Below are 17,887 nucleotides of genomic sequence, written 5' to 3'. Positions count from 1 at the left end.
AAGGCTAGAATCCATGGATATCCGCGCCGCTGAAATCTCCAAGGTCATCAAGGACCAGATCGCCAGCTTCGGCACCGAAGCGCAGGTCTCCGAAACCGGCACCGTATTGTCGGTCGGCGACGGCATTGCGCGCATTCACGGCCTCGACAACGTCCAGGCGGGCGAAATGGTCGAGTTCGATGGCGGCGTTCAGGGCATGGCGCTGAACCTGGAAGCCGACAATGTCGGCGTCGTGATCTTCGGTTCCGACGCGGGCATTCGCGAAGGCGACACCGTGAAGCGCACCGGCGACATCGTCGACGTGCCGGTGGGCAAGGGCCTGCTAGGGCGCGTGGTCGATGGGCTCGGCAATCCGATCGATGGCAAGGGACCGATCCAGAGCGATCAGCGCAGCCGCGTCGAACAGAAGGCACCGGGCATCATCCCGCGCAAATCGGTTCACGAACCGGTGCAGACCGGCCTGAAAGCCATCGACGCGCTTGTCCCGATCGGCCGTGGCCAGCGTGAGCTGATCATCGGCGACCGCCAGACCGGCAAGACCGCCGTCGCCATCGACACCTTCATCAACCAGAAGGAAGTCAATCAGGGCGACGATGAATCGAAGAAGCTGTACTGCATCTACGTCGCGGTGGGGCAGAAGCGTTCGACGGTGGCGCAGATCGTCCGCCAACTCGAAGAAAATGGCGCGATGGAATATTCGATCGTGGTCGCCGCGACCGCGTCCGAACCCGCGCCGCTTCAGTTCCTCGCCCCCTATACCGCTTGTGCGATGGGCGAATATTTCCGCGACAACGGCATGCACGCCGTTATCGTGTATGACGACCTTTCGAAACAGGCCGTCGCCTATCGTCAAATGTCGCTGCTGCTTCGCCGGCCGCCGGGCCGTGAAGCCTATCCGGGCGACGTCTTCTACCTGCACAGCCGCCTGCTGGAGCGCGCGGCAAAGCTGAACGACGCCAACGGATCGGGATCGCTGACCGCGCTGCCGATCATCGAAACGCAGGCGGGCGACGTTTCGGCCTATATCCCGACCAACGTGATTTCGATCACCGACGGCCAGATCTTCCTTGAAACCGACCTGTTCTTCGCCGGTATCCGCCCGGCGATCAATGTCGGCCTGTCGGTCAGCCGCGTAGGTTCGTCGGCGCAGACCAAGGCGATGAAGAAGGTATCGGGATCGATCAAACTGGAACTGGCGCAGTATCGCGAAATGGCCGCGTTCGCGCAGTTCGGTTCGGACCTCGACGCATCGACGCAAAAGCTGCTCAACCGCGGTGCGCGGCTGACCGAGCTTTTGAAGCAGCCACAGTTCAGCCCGCTTCCCTTTGAGGAGCAGACGGTTTCGATCTATGCCGGCACCAACGGCTATCTCGACAGCATCCCGACCGAGCAGGTCACCCGGTACGAAACGGCGATGCTGGCCGATATGCGGTCGAACCATGCCGAGATTCTGAACGATATCCGCAGCACCAAGGCGCTTGGCGATGATACCGTGAAGAAGCTCAAGGACGCGCTCGACGCATTCGCGAAGACGTTTGCGTAACGACTGGTGAAACCGTTGGCCCTGAGTTTGTCGAGGGTTGGTCTTTTTCCCCGGAGGAAAGAGGAACAGGGCTTCGACAGGCTCAGCCCAAACGGAGGTGATAGGTAGGAATGGCCTCTTTAAAGGCTCTTAAAGGTCGCATCGACTCGGTGAAGTCGACGCAGAAGATCACCAAGGCGATGCAGATGGTCGCCGCGGCAAAGCTGAAGCGCGCGCAGAACGCCGCCGAGGCTGGCCGCCCCTATGCCGAACGGCTGGAAAAAGTGGTCGCGTCGCTCGCATCGAAGGTAACGATCAGCTCGACCACGCCCAAGCTGCTAACCGGTACGGGCGAGGACAAGGTGCACCTGTTCGTCGTCGCGACCAGCGACAAGGGACTGGCGGGCGCATTCAACGCGAACATCGCGCGGCTTGCGCGGCGTCAGGCGGATTCGCTGATCAAACAGGGCAAGACGGTCAAATTCTATACCATCGGCAAGAAGGGCCGCGCGGTGCTGAACCGGCTGTATCGCGGCCAGGTGGTCGAATCGATCGAGCCGGGCGATCTTGGCAAGCTGAGCTTCGCCGACGCGCATGCTTGGGCCGAGGACCTGATCGCGCGCTATGAAGCGGGCGAATTCGACGTCGCGCATCTGTTCTATTCGCACTTCAAATCGGTGCTGGCACAGGACCCTACGCAGCAGCAGATCATCCCGGTGAAGGTGCCCGACGACGCGCCGCGCCAGGAAGGCGCCGCCGCGATCGAATATGAGCCGGATGAAGAGGCGATCCTCGCCGACCTGCTTCCGCGCAATGTCGCGGTTCAGCTGTTCCGCGCGATGCGCGAAAACGCCGCGTCCGAACAGGGTTCGAAGATGACCGCGATGGACAATGCAACGCGCAATGCGGGCGACCTGATCAAGCGGCTCAACATCGAATATAACCGCAAGCGCCAGGCAGCGATCACCACCGAGTTGGTGGAAATTATTTCGGGCGCCGAGGCGCTGTAAACCCCGTGCTTTTCCCGGAATAACCGGGAAAACACAAATAGAAGCGGCCCCGGTATTCGCCGGGGCGACGAATAAGGCAAGGCAAGGAAGCACCCAATGGCAACCGCCGCTGAAATGACCCCGCCCGCAACGGGCACCAACAATGTCGGCCGCATCAGCCAGGTGATCGGCGCGGTCGTCGATGTCAGCTTCGATGACAATCTGCCCGCGATCCTGTCGGCGCTGGAAACCGACAATAACGGCCAGCGGCTGGTGCTCGAAGTGGCGCAGCATCTGGGTGAGAGCAGCGTTCGCTGCATCGCGATGGACGGCACCGACGGTCTGACCCGCGGGCAGGAAGTAACCGATACCGGTCGCCAGATTTCGGTGCCCGTCGGTCCCAAGACGCTTGGCCGCATCATGAACGTGGTCGGTGAACCGATCGACGAGCGCGGCCCGATCGGCGCTGAACTTTCCGCCCCGATCCACGCCAAGGCGCCGGAATTCATGGACCAGTCGACCGAAAGCGCGATCCTGGTCACCGGCATCAAGGTCATCGACCTGCTCGCGCCCTATGCGAAGGGCGGCAAGATCGGCCTGTTCGGCGGTGCGGGCGTCGGCAAGACGGTGCTGATTCAGGAACTGATCAACAATATCGCGAAGGGGCATGGCGGCACGTCGGTGTTCGCGGGCGTGGGCGAACGCACCCGCGAAGGCAACGATTTGTACCACGAATTTCTCGACGCCGGCGTCATTGCCAAGGATGACGAGGGCAATGCGATTTCCGAAGGGTCGAAGGTCGCGCTGGTCTATGGCCAGATGAACGAGCCTCCGGGTGCGCGCGCCCGCGTCGCGCTGTCGGGCCTGACCATCGCCGAATATTTCCGTGATCAGGAAGGGCAGGACGTGCTGTTCTTCGTCGACAATATCTTCCGCTTCACCCAGGCGGGCGCGGAAGTTTCGGCGCTGCTCGGCCGTATTCCTTCGGCCGTGGGCTATCAGCCGACGCTGTCGACCGATATGGGCGCGCTGCAGGAGCGGATCACCTCGACCAACAAGGGGTCGATCACCTCGGTTCAGGCGATCTATGTTCCCGCCGACGACCTTACCGACCCCGCGCCGGCAACGTCGTTCGCGCATCTTGACGCTACCACGGTTCTCAACCGGGCGATTTCGGAACTCGGCATCTATCCGGCAGTCGATCCGCTCGATTCGACCAGCCGCGTCCTCGAACCGCGCGTCGTGGGTCAGGATCATTACGAAACCGCCCGCGCGGTCCAGTCGATCCTGCAAAAATACAAGAGCCTTCAGGACATTATCGCCATTCTGGGCATGGACGAACTGTCGGAAGAGGACAAACTGACCGTGACCCGGGCGCGCAAGATCCAGCGCTTCCTTTCGCAGCCGTTCCACGTCGCCGAAGTGTTCACGGGCATTCCCGGCAAGTTCGTCGCGATCGAAGACACGATCGCTTCGTTCAAGGCGGTGGTGAACGGCGAATATGACCACCTTCCCGAAGCGGCCTTTTATATGGTCGGCGGCATCGACGAAGCCGTCGCCAAGGCCGAAAAAATGGCTAACGAAGCGTAATCCGGTTCCCCTCCCGCCCGCGGGAGGGGTTAGCGGAGGGAATGCCGCTGGCTCCCCTCCTGACAGGCCCCACCCCTCCCGCAAGCGGGAGGGGAGTGAGAAAGCAAAATGGCACTGCATTTCGAACTCGTAACCCCCGAAAAGCTCGTCCGTTCGAGCGAGGTCTATCAGGTCGTCGTTCCCGGCGCGGAGGGCGATTTCGGCGTGCTGGCGGGCCATGCGCCGTTCATGGCGACGGTGCGCGACGGCAATCTGGCGATCTATGCCGAAGAACGCGGCCAGCCCGAACTCATCCGGATCGAAGGCGGCTTCGCCGAGGTGAACGAGAAGGGCCTGACGGTCCTTGCCGAAAAGGCGGAGTAACACGCTGCCAACAGGCGGCTGCGCCGGGTCTGTTTCATAGCTGTTAACCAAAGCGCACTAGCCTTCGCTCCGATCATGGGGGAAGGAACGATGGACAGGGCGTTGTCGCGCTACCCGGTATCGCGGGCAAGCCACCGACTGACGATCAACCCGGCCACAAGCGCTTTCGCGACGCTTGGCATCGCGACGCTGCTCCTGCGTTTCGCCCAGTTGCAGAACCCGATCGCTGGACTTGATGAGCAATTCTACCTGCTGGTGGGCGAGCGCATGTGGCACGGCGCGCTTCCCTATCTCGACCTTTGGGATCGCAAGCCGGTCGGGCTATTCATTCTATTCGCTGGAATTGCCGCCTTGCCGGGAAACGGGGTCCTCGCCGCGAACCTGATGGCGGCGATCGCCGCGCTCGCGACTGCATGGATCATCGCATTGATCGCCCGCCGCAATGTAGGCTGGGTGCCTGCGACTATGGCAGGAATATTCTATCTCGCCGGACTGAACGAATTATGGGGCGATACGGCACAGTCGCCTTTATTCTATAACCTTCTCATCGCAATTGCTGCGCTGTGTACGCTGCGCGCAACGGTCGAACGGGATGCGCCGCCCAACCTTCTTCTCTCGCTTACAGCGATGCTGCTGGCCGGCGTGGCTATCCAGATTAAGACGAGCGCTGTATTTCAGGGGGTGGCGTTCGGCTTGTGGCTGCTATGGCGGACGTGGCGAAGCTGTGGCCCCGGCAACGCGGCGCGTATCGCTCTGCCCCTGATGCTGACCGGCGCCACACCCAGCCTTGCGGCGATGGCGGGCTATGCGGTGATGGGCCATTTCGACGCCTGGTGGCAGGCCAATATCCTCTCGGTACTCGCCAAGGGCGCGCCGCGGGATGCCGCAGCAATGGAAATGCTGAAAAGCACGATTGTGCTGACCGCACCTGTGGGATTGCTCTCGCTGCTGGGACTATGGGCCGCTACCACGCGCTTTTCACGGTGGCCGCAGGACCTCGGCTTCGTGCTGCTCTGGGCTATGCTCGCAGTGGCGGATTTCTTCGCGATCGGCGGCTATTTCCCGCACTACGCCCTGCCCTTGCTGCTCGCCTGCACGCCTTTGGTTGCGCGCGCCTTCGCGCTACGGCAGTTCGGCCCACTGGTTTTCGCACTCGCCATGCTCTGGCCGGCAGCGCATGCGCTTGTTTTCATGCCGCGCACCGCCGCAGCCGACCGGGCCGCTGCGCACGCGGTAATGACGGCGCTTCCCGCCGATACGCCAAGCGAATGCATGTTCATCTATGAAGGTCCGGTGGCCTATTACCATCTCAGCCATGCCTGCTTGGTGTCTCGCTTCGCGTTCACCGCGCATATCAGTTCGAAGCGGGAAGCCCATGCGCTGGGCATCGATCCCGGCGTGGCGCTGCGCCATGCGATGGCGCGGCGGCCGGGCACCGTACTGACCATGGAAAATTCGACGTGGATCGATCGCAATCCGGCGATGGAGCGCGAGATGGCGGCGCTGCTGAAGGGGCGATACCACCTCGCCGCACGATTGCCGCATCGCTATTATTCCAGAGACGAACACCTGCTGATGTGGCGACGCAACGATCTTTGAAAGAAGTGCTGCCCCCATGGTTAGGCAATTATAAAGCCTTCGCGCCTATCTCGATTTCAATCAGGTTCAACCGATTTCCGGCACAGGGTAGCAATGAGCGCATTCGGGCGACGCAACGGACCAGGCAGTATGGGCAATCGGCCGGCCTTTGGCGTCGCGAAACCGATGCAGGGCGGTTCGCCGGCACGGCGCGAAGATCGCGACGAACCAGAGGGCGGATCGCAGTTTCCCCCGATCCCCGACTCGCTGAAACCGTCGTCCGAAGCCTCGCAAACGCACGAGGGCCCCAGTCCCGACGCGCCCCCGCCCGAGCCGGCGATACAGGGACTGGGTCAGGACGCGCTCGCCCGCCTTGCCGAGCGGCAGGCAGCGACGGGGGAGGCTGGAAACAGCCGGGTGGAGGGGTTTGAAAGCTCTATCCACCGGATCAAGGAACAGGTGCTGCCGCGCCTGCTTGAACGCGTCGACCCGGAAGCGGCGGCGACCCTGTCAAAGGACGAGCTGGCCGAGGAATTCCGCCCGATCATCCACGAAGTTCTGGCCGAACTGAAACTGACGCTCAACCGGCGGGAACAGTTCGCGCTGGAAAAGGTGCTGGTCGACGAACTGCTCGGACTGGGGCCGCTTGAGGAATTGCTTGCCGACACCGCGATCAGCGACATCATGGTCAACGGGCCGGACCAGACCTATGTCGAGCGCAAGGGAAAGCTGGAACTCGCCAATATCCAGTTCCGCGATGAAGAGCATCTGTTCCAGATCGCGCAGCGAATCTGCAACTCGGTCGGCCGCCGGGTCGATCAGACCACCCCGCTTGCCGACGCCCGGTTGAAGGACGGCAGCCGCGTTAACGTCATCGTGCCACCGCTCTCGCTGCGCGGCACCGCAATTTCGATCCGTAAATTTTCGGCCAAACCGATCACGCTGGACATGATGGCGAATGGCGGGTCGATGAACCAGAAAATGGCGACCGCGCTGAAAATCGCAGGAGCCAGCCGGTTCAACATCGTCATTTCGGGCGGCACCGGTTCGGGCAAGACGACGATGTTGAACGCGCTGTCGAAAATGATCGATCCGGGCGAACGCGTGCTGACCATCGAGGACGCGGCCGAACTTCGTTTGCAACAGCCGCACTGGCTTCCGCTGGAAACGCGGCCGCCCAACCTGGAAGGGCAGGGCGAGATTACGATCCGCGATCTGGTGAAGAACGCGCTTCGTATGCGCCCGGATCGCATTATCCTGGGCGAAATCCGCGGCTCGGAATGTTTCGACCTGCTGTCGGCGATGAATACCGGCCATGACGGATCGATGGCGACGCTCCACTCCAACTCTCCGCGCGAATGCCTGGCGCGAATGGAGAATATGGTGATGATGAGCGACATCAAGGTGCCGAAGGAAGCGATCAGCCGTCAGATCGCCGACTCGGTCGACCTGATCATTCAGGTGAAGCGCCTTCGCGACGGATCGCGCCGCGTCACCAACGTGACAGAGGTCATCGGGATGGAAGGCCCGGTGATCGTGACGCAGGAACTGTTCAAATTCGAATATATGGACGAAAGCGCGGACGGTAAGATTATCGGCGAATATCGTTCGATGGGCCTTCGCCCCTATACGCTGGACAAAGCAAAGCAGTACGGGTTCGACCATGCGCTGTTGGAGGCATGTCTGTAAAATCAGGTCCAGATGCGCGCATTATGCCGATGACTGCTGGATCGCCGCGTCGCTACGCTCCTCGCGATGACGCCGTAGTTGGTAACTCGCGGTTGCCACACCGTCACGTCAGGCTACTCGTCCGCCCCTCGACAAAGTCCGCAGCGTTGAAGCATGGCAATCGCGCGACGCACCGCATAGGCTGCATGCCATGTTGCGGATGATTCTGGGCATCGCTCTGGCGATCATGGCGGCCATGCCCGCCGCCGCGACCGATTCGCCGCGCGTGCACCTGACCGACGATACCGATGCGCGCTGGGTCGATTTTACCCTGACGCCGGGCAACCAGATCCGCATCGCGATGCGGATCAACGGCCAGAGCGCTTATGCCGTCATCGATACCGGGGTCAGCGTATCGGTGGTATCGACCGGCTTTGCCCATAGAGCCGGATTGAAGATCGCCGCGACATCGAACGCGGATGCGATCGGCGGTGCGATCACTATCGGCTGGGCAGCGACCAGAGATATTTCGCTGGGCGGGTTGAACCGCCGGGGCGGGCGAATCGCGGTTGCCGCACTGTCGCAATCGGCGACCGGTGGCGATGTTCCGATCGACGCACTGATCGGGGCCGATATGCTTTCCTGCTGCGCGCTCGACATTGATTACGATGCGCGGCGACTTCGCCTCTTGCCGAGCGGACGGCTGCCGTTTCGCGGCGACAGCGCACCGCTTGCGCTATCGCAGGAGAGCGGCGTCTATCTGAGCGAACTTACGCTGGGCGGCCGCCGCGTGCGGCCCGTGATGATCGACACCGGCGACGGCGCGGCGGTAACCGTGACGCGCGCGGCATGGGATGCGGGCGCGCTTGCCGGGCGCCCCCTCACCTCTGCGGTGGCGTTCGGGCTGGGCGGTACGATCGAAATGAAACTGGCCATCGTGCCGCAATTGCGCATCGCGTCACTGAACGCGCGCAATGTCGAAGTGCGGATCGAGGAGCATAGCGGCTTTTCCGCGCAGACCGGCGTCGCCGGGCGGATCGGTTCGGGATTGTTGCAGCGCTATCGCGTACTGCTCGACCCCCGAGCGGGACATATCGTTTTTCGCGCCGGCGCCCATGTCGATGAAGCGCCGGTCCGATCGACCAGCGGCCTGCTGGTCGGGCTTGACCGCGACAGGTTGCGCGTCCTGCACGTCATGGCAAACAGCCCCGCCGCCAAGGCCGGATGGCGCGACGGCGACACGATCTGCCGCGTCGACGGCATGCCTGTCGCTGCGGGTGCAAGTGGCAATGTGGACACCAACTGGGCGGCTGGCCCGCCCGGCGAGGTGGTAAAGCTGGGCATGTGCGATGGCAGTCGCCGTTTGCTCACCCTCGCCCGGTTTTACTGACCTATGCTGCGCCGCCGTCGCTGAGCCAGGTGAAGGCAGCGATCAGCAGCGCAGCCATGATCGCGAGTAACTGCACCGACATCCAGTTGACGATGCCGATCCGGTCGAGGTCACGCCGCCGGCGACGCGCGCGTTCGGCGAGCGCGCATGCCAACGCGACGACCAGCAGGACCGCGACCGCGATCCAGCCCGGTTCGAGTGCCATGCCCGCCCCTTATTTGCCGAGCTTTTCGACCTTGTCCTGCAATCGGGTAAGCTCGGCACGCAGCGCGGCGATTTCTTCATCCTTCGCCGCGGCGGGCGCGGACGCAGGCGCAGCGCCACCGGCGGACGGAGCGCCCGGCATGTCGCCGCCCTTGTTGAATGCCGATGCCGCCGCTTCGAACATCGCCATGTTGCGCTTGGTGATTTCGGCGAAGGGGGTGTTGGCGAAGGCGCCTTCCACCGCACTTTTGAACTCTTCCTGATTACGCCGGAAACTGTCCATCGACGCTTCCAGATAGCCGGGAACCATAGCCTGCATCGAATCGCCGTACAGCGCGATCAGCTGGCGAAGGAAACTGACGGGCAGCATCGTCTGACCGCGCTGTTCCTCTTCCATGATGATCTGGGTGAGGACATTATGGGTGATGTCGTCTTCGCTCTTCGCGTCGATAACCTTGAAATCGCGCCCCTCTCGGGTCATCGCGGCAAGATGCTCAAGCGTGATGTAGGAAGAAGTTTCGGTGTTATAGAGGCGGCGGTTCGCATATTTCTTGATTATGACCGGGCCGTCCTTGGTCGAACCTTTTTTCATGGCGTCCTCAATAGTGTCTGAAACGCATGTAACACCGAATAATGACGCGCCGCAACACGCGCCGCGTCCGCTTCCGCTGTTCCTGAACATGTTGCGCGAAGAAACCGCAGCATCGCCCGAACGGCGGGCAGCGGCGCTGAAGGGACTTTCCGCCTATCAGAATGCCCGGCGGGGAAGGAAACGCGCGTCCAAACCGGTCTCAGCGCGGGCCGGCCGCGCGCGCCTGCGCGATTATGGGCGCGATCCCGCCGGCGTGCCGGTGGTCGTGGTGCCTTCGCTCATCAATCCCCCGCAAGTGCTCGATCTGCGCAATGCCTCGCTGATGCGCTGGCTGGCGCGGCATAAGGGACTACGCCCGATGCTGGTCGATTGGGGAACGCCGGTTGCGCGAATCGATACCCAGGATGTGGCGGGGCATGTCGAAGCGCTGCTGGTGCCGCTGCTCGCCGCGCTGGATCAGCCGCCAATCCTTGTCGGCTATTGTCTGGGGGGCACGATGGCGGCGGCCGCGGCGGCGCTGCACCCGGTACGCGCGCTTGCCATGATCGCCGCGCCGTGGCGCTTTTCGGGGTTCAGTGCGCAGGCGCTGCAAGAGATCGATTCGCTGTGGCATGCGGCCGAACCGATGTGCCGCTCGCTGGGACTGGTTCCGATGGAGGTGCTGCAATCGGGGTTCTGGCGACTCGATCCGGCGCGCACTGTGCGCAAATTCGAACGCTTCGCTGCGCTGGAACCGGGATCACCCACGGCGCGCAGCTTCGTCGTGCTGGAGGACTGGGCCAATGGCGGCGCGCCGCTGACCTATGCCGCCGGGCGACAGATGTTCGACGATTTCTTCGCCGCCGACCTTCCCGGCATGGGGCGCTGGCACGTTGGCGGCAAACCGGTCGATCCGCTGTCGCTTGGCGTGCCGGTGGTCGAATTCGTGTCGACGACAGACCGTATCGTCCCCTTTGCCAGCGCAGCAGGGTTCGCCGATCAGCGGATCACGAGCGCGGGCCATGTCGGCATGGTAGTGGGAAGCAAAAGGCGCGACGTGCTGTGGAAGCCGCTGCGCGACTGGATACGCGGGCAGGTTCTCCCTAAATAGCCTGCCAAGCGAGAACCACATCGTCTGGAGAAGCATCTATGCCCGATATCGTCATCACCGCCGCCAAGCGCACGCCCGTGGGAAGTTTTCTGGGCGCCTTCGCCGGCGTGCCCGCGCACGAACTTGGCCGCACCGCGATCGAGGCCGCTCTGGTCCAGGCCGGGATTTCGGGCGAGGATGTGAATGAGGTGATCCTGGGCCAGGTGCTCACCGCGGCGCAGGGGCAGAACCCCGCGCGCCAGGCATCGATGGCGGCGGGCGTGCCGAAGGAAATTCCGGCATGGGGCGTCAATCAGGTATGCGGATCGGGTCTGCGCACGGTCGCGCTCGCCTATCAGGCAATCGCCGCCGGGGACGCCTCGATCATCGTCGCCGGCGGGCAGGAATCGATGTCGATGTCGGCACATGCGCAAAATCTGCGCAAGGGCGCGAAGATGGGTGATGTCAGCCTGATCGATACGATGATCAAGGACGGGCTGACCGATGTGTTCAACGGCTATCACATGGGCATCACGGCCGAGAATCTGGCCGAGCAGTACGATCTGACCCGCGAGGCGCAGGACGAATTCGCCGTCCGGTCGCAGAACCTTGCAGAAAAGGCGCGCGGCGAAGGCCGGTTCAAGGACGAGATCGCGCCCGTGACGATCAAGGGCCGCAAGGGCGACACGGTGGTCGAGGACGACGAATATATCCGCGCCGGTGCAACAGTCGAAGGCGTTGCGGGCCTGCGCCCCGCCTTCAAGAAGGACGGCACCGTCACCGCGGGCAATGCCAGCGGCATCAACGACGGCGCGGCGGCGCTGGTGGTGATGAGCGCCGATGAGGCGAAGAAACGCGGCGCGCCGGTTCTCGCCCGTATCGCAAGCTGGGCATCGTGCGGCGTCGATCCGTCGATCATGGGCATTGGCCCGGTTCCGGCGAGCCGCCGCGCGCTGGAAAAAGCGGGCTGGAAGATCGAAGACCTGGACCTGATCGAAGCGAACGAAGCCTTTGCGGCGCAGGCGCTTGCGGTCGGCAAGGACATGGGCTGGGACGCTGACCGGGTGAATGTGAACGGCGGTGCGATCGCGATCGGTCACCCGATCGGCGCATCGGGCGCGCGTGTGCTCACCACGCTGCTATATGAAATGCAAAAGCGCGATTCGAAAAAAGGCCTCGCCACGCTGTGCATCGGCGGCGGCATGGGCATCGCCATGTGCGTCGAGCGGTAAAAGGGGCCATTCGCCCCTTCCCTTACGCGTGCTGATCGTTCCAAATCCGCGCGTAGCGGCTGCCCATCCCGGTCAGCAATTCATATTGCGACATGCCAGCAATCGCCGCCGCATGGGGAAGCGCGAATTCGATATCGACCTGATCGCCCTCGGCAAGTTCGGGGGCGGCGTCGACCTGAACTGCGGTCAGGTCCATCGAAACGCGGCCGAGCACCGGCAGGCGCTTGCCATCCGTCAGCGCAGCCCCTTTGCCGGAAAAGCCGCGAAAATAGCCATCGGCATAGCCTAGGTTGAGGATTGCGACTTCGGTGTCGCGCGGCGCGGTCCAGGTGGCGTTATATCCAACGGTTTCGCCGGCCTTGACGCATCGGCGCTGAAGAATTTCGGCGCGCGGGGTCACCACCTGAACGATCCTGCCGTCGAACGCGGGCACCTGAACCCCGCCGTACAGCGCGATGCCCGGCCGGGTGAGGTCGAAATGATATCCCTTTCCCAGCGCGATGCCGCAGCTATTGGCGAGGCTGAGCCGTCTGGCAGCGGTTCGTCCCGCCAGTCCCGCAAACCGCGCGCGCTGGCGTTCGTTGAGCGGCACCGCTTCATCGGCGCAGGCGAGATGGCTCATCAGCGTATCGATGTTCAGCCCATCGAGCAGCCCCGATGTCGCTTCGGCGATTGACAGCCCCAGCCGGTTCATGCCGGTATCGACCATCACGTCGCAAACGCCCCCACCCGCTTCCTTCCACCGGGCAACCTGATGCGCGGTGTTGAGAACGGGGCGCGCCGGGCTTTCCAGCGCTTCGGCCATGTCGGCTTCGCGCACACCATGCAGCACCGACAGCGCCGGAACGTGAGCAGCCAGTTCGCGCGCCTCGGCCCAGGTGGCGACGAAGAAATCGCGGCACCCGGCATCGACAAGCCGGCGCGCCGCCTCGATCGCGCCAAGCCCGTACGCGTCCGCCTTTACCGCCGCACCGCACGCCGCACGGCCGCTCATCGCGGCCAGGCTTCGCCAGTTGGCGGCAAGTGCCGCGCCGTCGAGATGCAGGGACAAGGGAGGAACAGACATCATGCGCGCGAGCGTTAGCGGCAAGTGTCCGCCTTCGCCAGCACAACCAGCCGCTCAGGCGCGAAGCAGCCGCCCCATGCTGATGCGTTCCTCGATCTCATATCCCAACTGGTGATAAAAGCGGGCGACCGGCGCGTTTTCGCCCAGAATCTGGAGGTTGACCTTGGCGCAACCCAGTTCGAGCAAGCGTGCTTCCGCCGCCCGGACCAGCGCCGCGCCGATTCCGCGCATCCGGTAATCGGGATCGACCGCGACGGCGTACAGCCAGCCGCGATGCCCGTCATATCCCGCCATCACGCTGCCCGCCACCGCGCCCGCCGCATCGGCGACGAGCAACAGACCGTCGTCGACTGCAAGCTTTGCCGGAATCGAATATTCCGCACGGTTGCGCTCCGGCGCGTCGGGAAAACAACGCCGCCACAGCGAATCGACATCGTCGAAATCGCTGTCGCGATAGGTACGAATGATCGCGGTCATTGAAAAAGAGGAACCTTATCGCGCCGGTGACGCGCAACGAATGATCTGCACAGCGGGCCGAACGCCATGACCAACTCCCCCATACTGTCGGCCGCCGATTGGCCGGGCATACGATTCTATATCACGCCATGACCGGGCGGAAGCCGGAAACGCCCCGATTTCGAAGCGACTCGGCGCAATTTCGCGTACCGGTTGCATCATCCACGACAAGCGCGCATCTGATCGGCCATGGACGTTATCGACAAGCTGGGTACGGCGCTGCTGATGGCGCTCGGCATGTTCTGGAAGACGGGCTGGACGCTGGTTCTGGGGTTCGGCATTTCAGCGGTGTTGCAGACGCTGGTTCCGGCCGAGGCGATGCGCGAACGAATGGGACGCGGTGGGACGAAGCAGATAGCCCTGGCGGCAGTTCTGGGCGCTGCGAGTTCGTCCTGCTCCTTCGCTGCGGCGTCGATCATGCGTACCTTGTTCAAAAAAGGTGCGTCGCTGGTCACCAGCCTCGCCTTCCTGTTCGCGGCTACCAATCTGGTGATCGAACTCGGCGTCATCCTCTACTTGTTGATGGGATGGGAGTTCATGGTGGCCGAATGGCTGGGCGGCATTGCGCTGATCGCGGCGATGAGCCTGATCGTCACGCTGACTTATCCGACAAAACTGGCGGAAGCAGCGCGCGAGCACCCGGAAGCGGACGGCGGCGGCCATAATCACGGATCAGCGCATGACAGCGATGACAGCTGGACCGAACGCCTGAAGCGCCCCGAAACCCGCGGAAAGATCGCGCAGGCCTTCACCATGGAATGGGGTATGTTGTGGAAGGACCTTGCCATCGGATTCCTGATCGGTGGTTTCGTATCGGTCTTCGTCCCCACCGAATTCTGGCAGCACTTGTTTCTGGTCGATGCACCCGCATGGCTGCGCGTGCCGTTCAATGCCGCGATCGGGCCGATAATCGCGATGCTGACCTTTGTCTGTTCGATCGGTAATGTTCCGCTCGCTGCGGTGCTGTGGGGCGGCGGCGCGACATTCGGCGGCGTCATCGCTTTTCTGTACGGCGACCTGATCGTGCTGCCGCTGATCGACGTCTATCGCCGCTATTTCGGATGGAAGATGGCGCTGTACATCGCGCTTGTGCTGTTCGCCTCGATGGTGATCGCTGCGATCGGCGTGGACCTGATCTTTTCCTGGGCCGGGCTGGTGCCCAAAGCGGGCACCGATATTCGCCGCGACCTCACCACGTTTTCGGTCGATTACACCTTCTGGCTCAATCTGGCGTTCGGCGCGATCGGCCTGTGGCTGTGGCGGACGAGCCGCAAACAGCCCGTACAGGCCAAATCGCACTGCTGCCACTGACCGGCGCGGATCAATCCAGATTGGGGCGCAGCCAGCGCTTCGCCAGATCGAGATCGACGTCGCGGCGTTTCGCATAGTCCTCGACCTGATCCTCACCGATCCGCGCCACGCCGAAATAGCTCGCTTGCGGATGTCCGAAGTAAAAGCCCGACACCGCGGCGGTGGGCAGCATCGCGAAACTTTCGGTTAGCGTGATGCCGGTATGTTCGGTGGCGTCCAGCATCTCGAACAGGATTGGCTTTTCGCTGTGATCGGGACAGGCGGGATAGCCCGGCGCAGGGCGAATGCCGCGATATTCCTCCTTGATCAGCGCTTCGTTGGTAAGTTGCTCGCCCTTGGCATAGCCCCACAGATCCTGTCGGACATGGAGGTGCATCCGCTCGGCGAACGCTTCGGCCAATCGGTCGGCAAGCGCTTTCAGAAGGATGTCGGAATAATCGTCATGCGTTTCCTTGAACCGCTTCGAATGTTCGTCGATTCCATGGCCCGCGGTTACCGCGAAACCGCCGATCCAGTCACTGTCCTCGGCAATGAAGTCGGCAAGGCACATATTGTGCCGGCCTTCGCGCTTGTTGATCTGCTGACGCAGGAACGGCATCCGGATGCTCGCTTCGTTGGTGCGGTCGAGATCTGGAATGTCCGCCGAATGGTCGCCGAAGGTCGCGCCGTCCTTACTCACGCGATCCTGCACATGATAATGATGGATCACCACATCGTCGCCATCGCGATGGCACGGCCATAACGCTGCAACGCCCTTCGCGGTCAGCCATTTTTCCTCGATGATCCTGTCGAGCATCTTCTGCGCGTCGTTGAACAGGCTGGTCGCGCTTTCGCCCACCACCTCGTCGTCAAGGATCGCCGGATAGGTGCCCGCAAGTTCCCACGAGCGGAAGAACGGCGTCCAGTCGATATAGTCGCGCAGGTCGGCAAGGTCCCAGTCGCTATAGACGTGAAGCCCCGGCTTTTGCGGCGCAGGCGCCTTGAGGTCGGGATCGATACGGAAACCGTTTTCACGCGCCTTCTCGATCGAGATCAGCTTCGATTGCCCCTTGTTCGCGCGCGCCTCGCGAACCGCCTGATATTCGTCGGCGATTTTCAGAACATACGGGTCGCGCTGGCTGTCGCTGACCAGATTGGTAGCCACACCGACTGCTCGGCTGGCGTCGAGGACATGGATGGTTGGCCCCGTATAGGCGGGCGCGATTTTCAGCGCGGTATGCACTTTCGACGTCGTAGCGCCGCCGATCAGCAGCGGCATCGTCATTTCTGCCACCTGCATTTCCTCCGCCACCGTCACCATTTCGTCGAGCGAGGGGGTGATGAGGCCGGACAGGCCGATCATGTCGGCGTCTTCTTCACGAGCGGTTTCAAGGATTTTCGACCATGGCACCATCACGCCCAGGTCGACCACGTCGAACCCGTTGCATTGCAAGACGACGCCGACGATGTTTTTGCCGATATCGTGGACGTCGCCCTTCACCGTGGCGATTACGATCTTGCCCTTGCCGCGCGAATTTTCGTCCTTTTCCGCCTCGATATAGGGGAAGAGGTGCGCGACCGCCTTTTTCATCACGCGGGCGGATTTCACCACCTGCGGCAGGAACATCTTGCCCGATCCGAACAGGTCGCCGACGACGTTCATGCCGTCCATCAGCGGCCCTTCGATCACTTCGATCGGGCGGTCGCCGCGATCCGCGACCTTTTGGCGAAGTTCCTCGGTATCGTCGATGACGTGCGCGTCGATCCCCTTGACCAGCGCATGTTCGAGCCGTTTCTCGACTTCCCAGCCGCGCCATTCGGCGGCCTTCTTTTCGGCGACGGGATCGCTGTCGCGGAAGCTCTCGGCGAGTTCGACCAGCCGCTCGCCCGCTTCCGGGTCGCGGTTGAGGATGACATCCTCCACCGCATCGCGCAGCTTGGCATCGATATCGTCATAGATGTCGAGCTGCCCGGCATTGACGATCGCCATATCGAGCCCGGCCGGAATCGCATGATAGAGAAACACCGAATGCATCGCGCGGCGCACGGGTTCATTGCCGCGGAAACTGAACGACAGGTTGGAAAGCCCGCCAGAAAAATGGACGTGCGGGCAGCTTTTCCGGATGCGCTTCACCGCTTCGATGAAATCGACCGCGTAATTGTTGTGCTCTTCGATCCCGGTCGCGACGGCGAAGATATTGGCATCGAAAATAATATCTTCGGGCGGGAAGCCGATGCCGGTCAGCACCGAATAGGCGCGTTCGCATATCTCCACCTTGCGATCTTCGGTATCGGCCTGTCCCGCTTCGTCGAACGCCATAACGACGACGGCCGCGCCATAGGCCATGCATTTGCGCGCCTCGGCGATGAACTTCTCCTCGCCCTCCTTCATGCTGATCGAATTGACGATCGGCTTGCCTGACACGCATTTCAGCCCGGCCTCTATCACCTCCCATTTGGACGAATCGACCATGATCGGGACGCGTGCGATGTCGGGTTCGGCGGCGATCAGCTTAAGAAACGTCTCCATCGCCGCCTTCGAATCGAGCAGCCCTTCGTCCATGTTGACGTCGATCACCTGAGCGCCGTTTTCGACCTGACTGCGCGCGACCTCGATCGCGGCGGTGTAGTCGCCGTTCATGATGAGCTTCTTGAAACGTGCCGAACCGGTGACGTTGGTCCGTTCGCCGATATTCACGAAGTTCGAAGAGGATTGGGTCATTTTGCTCCTTCTCCCCTCCCGATTGCGGGAGGGGGCGGGCGAGGGAAGAAAAACGCTTACGGTCGGCGTTCGGAAGGGACATGCCCTCCCCTAACC

Annotated in this window: 15 protein-coding genes; 10 read left to right on the top strand and 5 right to left on the bottom strand. The window is 62.6% G+C overall.

The annotated features are described in order from the left end of the window. Positions 1–13 precede the first annotated feature (13 nt). From atpA to KY084_RS10600, 7 genes are all read left to right on the top strand, one after another. On the top strand, positions 14–1,543 hold the full coding sequence (gene atpA, locus KY084_RS10630; protein WP_219238440.1) for a F0F1 ATP synthase subunit alpha: 1,530 nt from the start codon (positions 14–16) through the stop codon (positions 1,541–1,543). Positions 1,544–1,653: 110 nt separating this feature from the next. After that, positions 1,654–2,532 carry a F0F1 ATP synthase subunit gamma gene (locus KY084_RS10625; protein WP_219238439.1) on the top strand — a complete coding sequence of 293 codons (879 nt, stop codon included), beginning with the start codon at positions 1,654–1,656 and terminating at the stop codon, positions 2,530–2,532. Positions 2,533–2,646: 114 nt separating this feature from the next. Continuing rightward, on the top strand, positions 2,647–4,101 hold the full coding sequence (gene atpD, locus KY084_RS10620) for a F0F1 ATP synthase subunit beta (protein WP_219238522.1): 1,455 nt from the start codon (positions 2,647–2,649) through the stop codon (positions 4,099–4,101). Positions 4,102–4,209: 108 nt separating this feature from the next. Next, positions 4,210–4,464, top strand: coding sequence for an ATP synthase F1 subunit epsilon (locus KY084_RS10615; RefSeq protein WP_219238438.1), 255 nt, complete (start codon positions 4,210–4,212; stop codon positions 4,462–4,464). Between the two features lie 90 nt (positions 4,465–4,554). Continuing rightward, entirely contained in the window at positions 4,555–6,063 is a 1,509-nt protein-coding gene (locus KY084_RS10610) for a glycosyltransferase family 39 protein (RefSeq protein WP_219238437.1), read from the top strand. Between the two features lie 93 nt (positions 6,064–6,156). Further along, positions 6,157–7,731, top strand: coding sequence for a TadA family conjugal transfer-associated ATPase (locus tag KY084_RS10605; RefSeq protein ID WP_219238436.1), 1,575 nt, complete (start codon positions 6,157–6,159; stop codon positions 7,729–7,731). 190 nt (positions 7,732–7,921) lie between these two features. Beyond that, complete coding sequence (locus tag KY084_RS10600) at positions 7,922–9,100, top strand: aspartyl protease family protein (protein WP_246587056.1); 1,179 nt, start codon at positions 7,922–7,924, stop codon at positions 9,098–9,100. A 1-nt stretch (position 9,101) separates the two neighbouring features. Here the strand turns inward: KY084_RS10600 and KY084_RS10595 are convergent, their stop codons facing one another. Further along, entirely contained in the window at positions 9,102–9,305 is a 204-nt protein-coding gene (locus KY084_RS10595; protein WP_219238435.1) for a hypothetical protein, read from the bottom strand. A 9-nt stretch (positions 9,306–9,314) separates the two neighbouring features. Beyond that, positions 9,315–9,896: a polyhydroxyalkanoate synthesis repressor PhaR gene (gene phaR / locus KY084_RS10590; RefSeq protein WP_219238434.1), complete on the bottom strand. Its 582-nt coding sequence runs from the start codon at positions 9,894–9,896 to the stop codon at positions 9,315–9,317. 13 nt (positions 9,897–9,909) lie between these two features. Between phaR and KY084_RS10585 the strand changes: the two genes are divergently transcribed. Next, positions 9,910–10,986, top strand: coding sequence for an alpha/beta hydrolase (locus KY084_RS10585; RefSeq protein ID WP_343227998.1), 1,077 nt, complete (start codon positions 9,910–9,912; stop codon positions 10,984–10,986). A gap of 38 nt (positions 10,987–11,024) precedes the next feature. Further along, positions 11,025–12,197: an acetyl-CoA C-acetyltransferase gene (locus KY084_RS10580; protein ID WP_219238433.1), complete on the top strand. Its 1,173-nt coding sequence runs from the start codon at positions 11,025–11,027 to the stop codon at positions 12,195–12,197. Between the two features lie 22 nt (positions 12,198–12,219). Here KY084_RS10580 and alr read toward each other — a convergent pair whose 3' ends face one another. Together alr and KY084_RS10570 are read right to left on the bottom strand one after the other, a co-directional pair. Continuing rightward, positions 12,220–13,263 (bottom strand): alanine racemase, encoded by a 1,044-nt coding sequence (gene alr / locus KY084_RS10575; protein ID WP_219238518.1) that lies wholly within the window; start codon positions 13,261–13,263, stop codon positions 12,220–12,222. 54 nt (positions 13,264–13,317) lie between these two features. Continuing rightward, entirely contained in the window at positions 13,318–13,740 is a 423-nt protein-coding gene (locus KY084_RS10570; protein ID WP_219238432.1) for a GNAT family acetyltransferase, read from the bottom strand. 228 nt (positions 13,741–13,968) lie between these two features. Here KY084_RS10570 and KY084_RS10565 point away from each other — a divergent pair, with 228 nt between their 5' ends. Next, positions 13,969–15,090: a permease gene (locus tag KY084_RS10565; protein ID WP_219238431.1), complete on the top strand. Its 1,122-nt coding sequence runs from the start codon at positions 13,969–13,971 to the stop codon at positions 15,088–15,090. 10 nt (positions 15,091–15,100) lie between these two features. Here KY084_RS10565 and metH read toward each other — a convergent pair whose 3' ends face one another. Continuing rightward, a complete protein-coding gene (metH, locus tag KY084_RS10560) occupies positions 15,101–17,791 on the bottom strand; it encodes a methionine synthase (RefSeq protein WP_219238430.1) in 2,691 nt (896 codons plus the stop codon). Positions 17,792–17,887 lie beyond the last annotated feature (96 nt).

Source organism: Stakelama flava (assembly GCF_019351405.1).
Taxonomy (GTDB): domain Bacteria; phylum Pseudomonadota; class Alphaproteobacteria; order Sphingomonadales; family Sphingomonadaceae; genus Sphingomonas; species Sphingomonas flava_A.
Note: the sequence above shows the minus strand (reverse complement) of the source record. Positions and strands in the feature narration are given on the sequence as shown.

Coding starts and splice junctions, on each gene's coding strand:
- KY084_RS10610 (WP_219238437.1), top strand. CDS start 4,555: ATGGACAGGGCGTTGTCGCGCTACCCGGTATCGCGGGCAAGCCACCGA.
- KY084_RS10580 (WP_219238433.1), top strand. CDS start 11,025: ATGCCCGATATCGTCATCACCGCCGCCAAGCGCACGCCCGTGGGAAGT.
- KY084_RS10565 (WP_219238431.1), top strand. CDS start 13,969: ATGGACGTTATCGACAAGCTGGGTACGGCGCTGCTGATGGCGCTCGGC.
- KY084_RS10595 (WP_219238435.1), bottom strand. CDS start 9,305: ATGGCACTCGAACCGGGCTGGATCGCGGTCGCGGTCCTGCTGGTCGTC.
- KY084_RS10570 (WP_219238432.1), bottom strand. CDS start 13,740: ATGACCGCGATCATTCGTACCTATCGCGACAGCGATTTCGACGATGTC.
- metH (WP_219238430.1), bottom strand. CDS start 17,791: ATGACCCAATCCTCTTCGAACTTCGTGAATATCGGCGAACGGACCAAC.
- KY084_RS10605 (WP_219238436.1), top strand. CDS start 6,157: ATGAGCGCATTCGGGCGACGCAACGGACCAGGCAGTATGGGCAATCGG.
- alr (WP_219238518.1), bottom strand. CDS start 13,263: ATGTCTGTTCCTCCCTTGTCCCTGCATCTCGACGGCGCGGCACTTGCC.
- KY084_RS10625 (WP_219238439.1), top strand. CDS start 1,654: ATGGCCTCTTTAAAGGCTCTTAAAGGTCGCATCGACTCGGTGAAGTCG.
- phaR (WP_219238434.1), bottom strand. CDS start 9,896: ATGAAAAAAGGTTCGACCAAGGACGGCCCGGTCATAATCAAGAAATAT.
- KY084_RS10600 (WP_246587056.1), top strand. CDS start 7,922: ATGTTGCGGATGATTCTGGGCATCGCTCTGGCGATCATGGCGGCCATG.
- atpD (WP_219238522.1), top strand. CDS start 2,647: ATGACCCCGCCCGCAACGGGCACCAACAATGTCGGCCGCATCAGCCAG.
- KY084_RS10615 (WP_219238438.1), top strand. CDS start 4,210: ATGGCACTGCATTTCGAACTCGTAACCCCCGAAAAGCTCGTCCGTTCG.
- atpA (WP_219238440.1), top strand. CDS start 14: ATGGATATCCGCGCCGCTGAAATCTCCAAGGTCATCAAGGACCAGATC.